At 75.0% G+C, this 5,762-nt stretch carries 5 protein-coding genes and 1 riboswitch; all 5 genes read left to right on the top strand.

What is annotated here, in order from left to right; translation table 11 throughout:
* Positions 1 to 657, top strand: a 657-nt coding sequence (locus tag ACFUVW_RS19045; RefSeq protein ID WP_430572874.1) for a zinc-binding dehydrogenase, incomplete at its 5' end; no start/stop codon positions are given.
* Positions 658 to 750: 93 nt separating this feature from the next.
* A riboswitch (SAM riboswitch) is annotated at positions 751 to 857 on the top strand.
* A 53-nt stretch (positions 858 to 910) separates the two neighbouring features.
* Positions 911 to 1,897: a methylenetetrahydrofolate reductase gene (locus ACFUVW_RS19040; RefSeq protein ID WP_430572873.1), complete on the top strand. Its 987-nt coding sequence runs from the start codon at positions 911 to 913 to the stop codon at positions 1,895 to 1,897.
* Between the two features lie 25 nt (positions 1,898 to 1,922).
* Complete coding sequence (gene metE, locus ACFUVW_RS19035; RefSeq protein ID WP_430572872.1) at positions 1,923 to 4,316, top strand: 5-methyltetrahydropteroyltriglutamate--homocysteine S-methyltransferase; 2,394 nt, start codon at positions 1,923 to 1,925, stop codon at positions 4,314 to 4,316.
* A gap of 286 nt (positions 4,317 to 4,602) precedes the next feature.
* Positions 4,603 to 5,118: an FBP domain-containing protein gene (locus ACFUVW_RS19030; RefSeq protein WP_430572871.1), complete on the top strand. Its 516-nt coding sequence runs from the start codon at positions 4,603 to 4,605 to the stop codon at positions 5,116 to 5,118.
* A 167-nt stretch (positions 5,119 to 5,285) separates the two neighbouring features.
* Entirely contained in the window at positions 5,286 to 5,711 is a 426-nt protein-coding gene (locus tag ACFUVW_RS19025; RefSeq protein WP_430572870.1) for an Hsp20/alpha crystallin family protein, read from the top strand.
* Positions 5,712 to 5,762: the final 51 nt, after the last annotated feature.

Here is a 5,762-nt window from a genome sequence, read left to right as displayed (position 1 = left end):
CCGGGCGACCGTGTGGTGGGGTTCGCCGTCGGCGGCGGGTACGCGGAGCTCGCCCTGACGGCGGTCTTCGCGCGCGTGCCCGACGGGCTCGCCGCGACCGCCGCCGTGACGCTGCCCGTGGCGGCGGAGACCGCGACCCGCGTGCTGCGCCTCCTCGACGTCCGGCCCGGCGAGACGCTGCTCGTGCACGGGGCGTCCGGGTCGGTGGGCGAGGTGGCCGTCCAGCTCGCCGTGCGCCGCGGCGCCCGCGTGATCGGCACGGCGTCGCCGCGGAACCAGGCCCGCGTCGCCGCCCTCGGCGCGACGCCCACCCCCTACGGCGCGGGGCTGGTCGAGCGTGTGCGGGCGATGGCGCCCGACGGCGTGGACGCCGTCCTCGACACCACCGGGGCGGGCGTGCTGCCCGACTCGATCGCCCTGCGTGGCGGCACCGACCGCATCGTCACCATCGCCGACGACGCCGCGGCGGACCTCGGCGTCGAGGCCAGCTGGCGGTCCGAGCGCGACGCCGGCGAGCTCGCCGAGGCCGTCGACGCCCTCGCCCGCGGCGACCTGGTGACCACCGTCGGCGCGGTGCTGCCGCTGCCCGACGCGCCGCGGGCGCACGAGCTCGTCGAGACCGGGCACGCGGGCGGCAAGGTCGTGCTGGTGCCCTGAGCAGGGCGTTCCCGCCCGCCCGGCATCGGACATCGTCTCAGCAGGCGGTCTCATCCTCGCCCGCATCGCGGATGCTGCGTACGATCACGTGACAAGCCATCCAGAGCGGCCGAGAGTCCTGGCTCGACGACGCCGCAGCAACCCGTTCTCCGACGGAAGCCTCCCGAGGACGAAGGTGCTCACGCCAGGATCGATGGAGTGACGCATGGTCGCAGAGGCATCCCTTTCGCCCACCCCGGCAGGTCAGCCGGCATTGCCGGCACGCCCGACGGTCTCGTTCGAGCTCATGCCGCCGCGCCGGCCGGACGCCGCCCCCAAGTTCTGGGAGACGGCGCGCCGACTCGTGGCCGCGCGCCCGGACTTCGTGTCCGTGACGTACGGCGCGGGCGGCGGTGACCGGGCGACCGCCCGCCAGGTCGTCGCGACCCTGCTCGAGGGCACGCCCGTCCTGCCCGTGGCCCACCTGACCTGCGTGGGCGCGCACCGCGAGGACGTGTCCGCCGTCATCGACGACTTCCTCGACGCCGGCACCCGCGCCTTCCTCGCCCTGCGCGGGGACCCGCCGAAGGACCAGCCGGACTGGGAGCCCCCGGCCGACGGCGTCGCCTCGTCGATCGAGCTGGTGCACCTGCTGCGCGAGGTCGAGGCCCGGCGGTGCGCGACCGACCCCGGGGCCGCCCTGCGCGGCGCCGCCCGTCCGATGACGATCGCCGTCGCGACGTTCGTCGACGGCAACGTGCAGGCCGGCACCACCCGGGCCCAGGAGGTCCGCCGCCTCAAGGAGAAGCAGGACGCGGGGGCGAGCTTCGCCATCACGCAGCTGTTCTACGAGGCCGACTCCTACACCGACTTCGTCGCCGAGGCCCGCGCGGCCGGGGTGACGATCCCGATCCTCGCCGGGCAGCTGCCCACGACCGAGCCGCGCCGGCTCCGTCGCGTCGAGGAGCTCACCGGCGTCGGCGCGCCCCGGCACCTGCTGGACGCGCTCGACGCCCTGCCGGACCCGGAGGCGCAGCACGCCTACGGGACGGCGCGCGCCGTGGAGCTCGCCCAGCGCGTGCTCGACGCGGGCGCCCCCGGCATCCACGTGTACACGTTCAACAAGTACCGTCCCGCTCTGGACCTGCTCGAGGGTGTCCACCTCGGCGGACCGGCGCCGGCCGACGCCCCGTCGGACGGCACGGACCTGGCCAGAAGGCCGTGGGTACCGAGCATCCCGACCCAGGCTCCCGCCGTCTGAGCGGAGCCCGAACTCTGGAGTGCTCATGTCCACCCCATCGACCAGCCCCACCACCGCCGCCTTCCCGGGCGGCACGATCCTCGGCTACCCGCGCATCGGGCGCCGTCGCGAGCTCAAGAAGGCCGTGGAGTCGTTCTGGGCCGGCCGCACCGACGCCGTCGACCTGGAGGTCACGGCCGGCGGCCTGCGGCGCGAGACGGCCCGCCGCCTCGTCGAGCTCGGCCTGAACCCTGACGACGGCTCCGTGCCCGGGTCGTTCTCCTACTACGACCAGGTGCTCGACGTCGTCGCGCTGCTGGGCGCCGTCCCCGAGCGGTTCCGCGACCTGCTCGACGAGGAGGACGGCTCGCTCGAGCTGGACGGCTACTTCACCGTGGCCCGCGGCCGCGGCGAGGACGCCCCGCTCGAGATGACCAAGTGGTTCGACACCAACTACCACTACCTCGTGCCGGAGATCAGCGAGACGACGCCGGTCTCGTTCGCCGACCACCGGATCGTGCGGGAGTACGCCGAGGCCTTGGAGGCCGGCGTCACGACCCGCCCGGTGCTCGTGGGCCCGGTGACGTTCCTCGCCCTGTCGAAGGCCGCCGACGAGGCGGGCGACGGGTTCCACCCCCTCGACCGGCTCGACGACGTCGTCGCCGCGTACGCCGAGCTGCTGCGCGCGCTGGCCGCCGTCGGCGTGCCGTGGGTGCAGCTCGACGAGCCCGCGCTCGTCACGGACTCCCTCGACGTGCCCGCGGAGCGCCTGCACGACGCCGTCCGGTCCGCGTACCGGGTGCTCGCGACCGGCCTCGCCAAAGCCACCGACGACACGGACGGTGAGCGGCCCGCCATCCTCGTGACCGCGCCGTTCGGCGGGCTCGGCGACGACGGGCTCGCCCTGCTCGCGGGCACCGACGTCGATGCGGTCGCGATCGACCTGGTCAAGGGCGCCACCCCCGCCGGCCCGCTGCCGGGGCTCGAGGGCAAGACCCTCGTCGCCGGCGTGATCGACGGGCACAACGTCTGGCGCGCGGACCTCACCGCGAAGCTCGACGCCGTCGAGTCGCTGCGCGGCCTCGGCGCCGGGGCCCTCGCCGTCGGCACGTCGACGTCGCTGCTGCACGTGCCGCACGACGTCGAGGACGAGGTCTTCGGTGACGGTCCGGGCACCACCCTCGACCCGCGCCTGCGCGACTGGCTGGCGTTCGCCGACCAGAAGGTGGGCGAGGTCGCGACGCTGGCCCGTGCCCTCGCGGTCGGCCGGGACGCCGTCGCGGACGCGCTCGCCGCGTCGTCGGCCGCCGTCGCCTCGCGCGCGACGGCGGCGGGCGTCGTCGTGCCCGAGGTGCGCGAGCGTGCCGCCGCGCTGACCGACGCCGACTTCGCCCGCGGCCCGTACGCGGAGCGGGCGGCCGCGCAGGCCGCGCGGCTGAACCTGCCGCCGCTGCCGACGACGACGATCGGCTCGTTCCCGCAGACGCCCGAGATCCGCAAGGCCCGCGCCGCGTGGACGAAGGGCGAGCTGCCCGACGCCGACTACTCCGCCGCGATGCGGGCGGAGATCGAGCGCGTCGTGGCGCTGCAGGAGGAGCTGGGCCTCGACGTGCTGGTGCACGGCGAGCCCGAGCGCAACGACATGGTGCAGTACTTCGCCGAGCAGCTCGACGGCTTCGCGGTGACGGCGAACGGCTGGGTGCAGTCGTACGGGTCGCGCTGCGTGCGCCCGCCGATCCTGTGGGGCGACGTGCGGCGGTCGGCCCCGATCACCGTCGAGTGGTCCGCGTACACGGCGTCGCTCACCGAGAAGCCGGTCAAGGGCATGCTCACCGGCCCGGTGACGATCCTCGCGTGGTCGTTCGTGCGCGACGACCAGCCGCTCGGCGACACCGCGAACCAGGTGGGCCTGGCGCTGCGCGACGAGATCGCGGACCTCGAGGCCGCGGGCATCGGCATCGTGCAGGTGGACGAGCCCGCGCTGCGCGAGCTGCTGCCGCTGCGCCGCGCCGACCAGGAGGAGTACCTGCGCTGGTCGGTCGGGTCGTTCCGGCTCGCGACGTCGGGCGTCGCTCCGGCCACGCAGGTGCACACGCACCTGTGCTACTCGGAGTTCGGCGAGGTCATCGGGGCGATCGACGGCCTCGACGCCGACGTCACGTCCGTGGAGGCGGCCCGCTCGCGGATGGAGATCGTGCCCGAGCTCGCCGACGCCGGCTACTCCCGCGGCATCGGGCCGGGCGTCTACGACATCCACTCCCCGCGCGTGCCGTCGTCCGAGGAGGTCACCGAGCTGCTGACGCTCGCCGTCAAGGCGATCGACCCGGCGCTGGTGTGGGTCAACCCCGACTGCGGGCTCAAGACCCGCCGGTACGCGGAGGTCGAGCCGGCGCTCGCCCACCTGGTCGCCGCCGCCCGCGAGGTCCGCGCGACCCTCTGACCGGTGCCGTCGCCCGGGTGACGCAATAGACGTCGACCCGGGCGACGGTCCCGTGCCACCATGGAAGGGCCGGTCGTGCCCCGGAGGCGCGAGCGGACCACGACTTTCCACACGAGCGAGGAGACAGCGATGCCGGGCGTCGCAGGGAGCGGGGTGGGCCACCAGGCCTGCTCGGGCAGTCCCGCCTGCCCCGGCACCGCCTCCGGCTGAGCCCCCCGTGGGACGGCAGGTGAGGCGGTGCGGGGCTTCGTCATGCCCACCCCCGCTCACCTGAAAGCCGATTCCCATGACCCCGCTCACCGAGCAGCAGCTCCGTGCCTCCCTCGTCAACGCCACCCGCAGCGAGCGGCAGCGCATGATCGTCCCCGACCTCGCCGAGGTCGACTGGGACCGCCTCGACTACCTGGGCTGGCGCGACCGCAAGCAGCCCCTGGCCGCGTACGTCGTCATGACGCTCGACGACGAGCCCGCCGCCGAGCCCGTGGGCGTCCTCCTGCGCGCCACCGAGCGCACCGGCCCGCGCCGCGCCGCCATGTGCGCGTGGTGCGAGGACGTCGTCGAGACCCGCGACGTGCAGCTCTTCGTCGCCAAGCGCGGCGGCGCCGCCGGCCGCAAGGGCGACACCGTCGGCACGCTGATCTGCAGCGACTTCCGCTGCTCCCGCAACGCGCGCCGTCGCCCCACCCTCGCCGAGGCGGGGCGCGACGACGACGGCGTCCGCGAGGCGATCGTCGAACGGCGCGTCGCCGCCCTGCGCGAGCACACCCGCAAGTTCCTCGACGAGGTGCGGCGCACCGCCTGACCGGCGCGGGCCTCCGGCGTTCGCCGACGGCGATCATCGCGGATCTGGCACTCTCCCCCAGAGAGTGCTAAATCTTCGGGTGTAGCCACGGCGACGCCGGAGGGCCCGGCCCGCCGTTTCGCGACAGGGGCCGCGGGCGCGGCCTCATGACGAGGAGGTGATGCGCGATGGCTACCTACCGGGACCCGTTCCAGGAGATGGACCGACTGTTCGGCTCGCTCGCCCTGAACGGCCGGAGCGCTCCGGGCATGCCGATGGACCTGTTCCGCGAGGGCGACCACTACGTCCTGGCGGTCGACCTGCCCGGGATCGACCCGGGCAGCATCGACGTCTCGTGCGAGGACCGGACACTGACGATCCGGGCCGAGCGCACGCCGCGCTCCGGCGAGGGGCAGTGGCTGCTGCGCGAGCGCGCCACCGGTACCGTCGCCCGGCAGCTCACGCTCGGCCGCGGGCTGGCGCTGGACCAGATCTCGGCGTCCTACGCCGACGGCGTGCTCACGCTGACCATCCCCGTCGCCGAGGACGCCAAGCCGCGCCGCATCGAGGTGAGCCACTCCGCCGCCCCCACGGCGATCGAGGCCGGCTCCTGACCGCACGCCGCGGGCCCGGCGCGCCCGGGCCCCCGCCCCGCAGCGGGAGGA

This window comes from Isoptericola sp. NPDC057391, from assembly GCF_042668085.1.
Classification (GTDB): domain Bacteria; phylum Actinomycetota; class Actinomycetes; order Actinomycetales; family Cellulomonadaceae; genus Isoptericola.
Note: the sequence above shows the minus strand (reverse complement) of the source record. Positions and strands in the feature narration are given on the sequence as shown.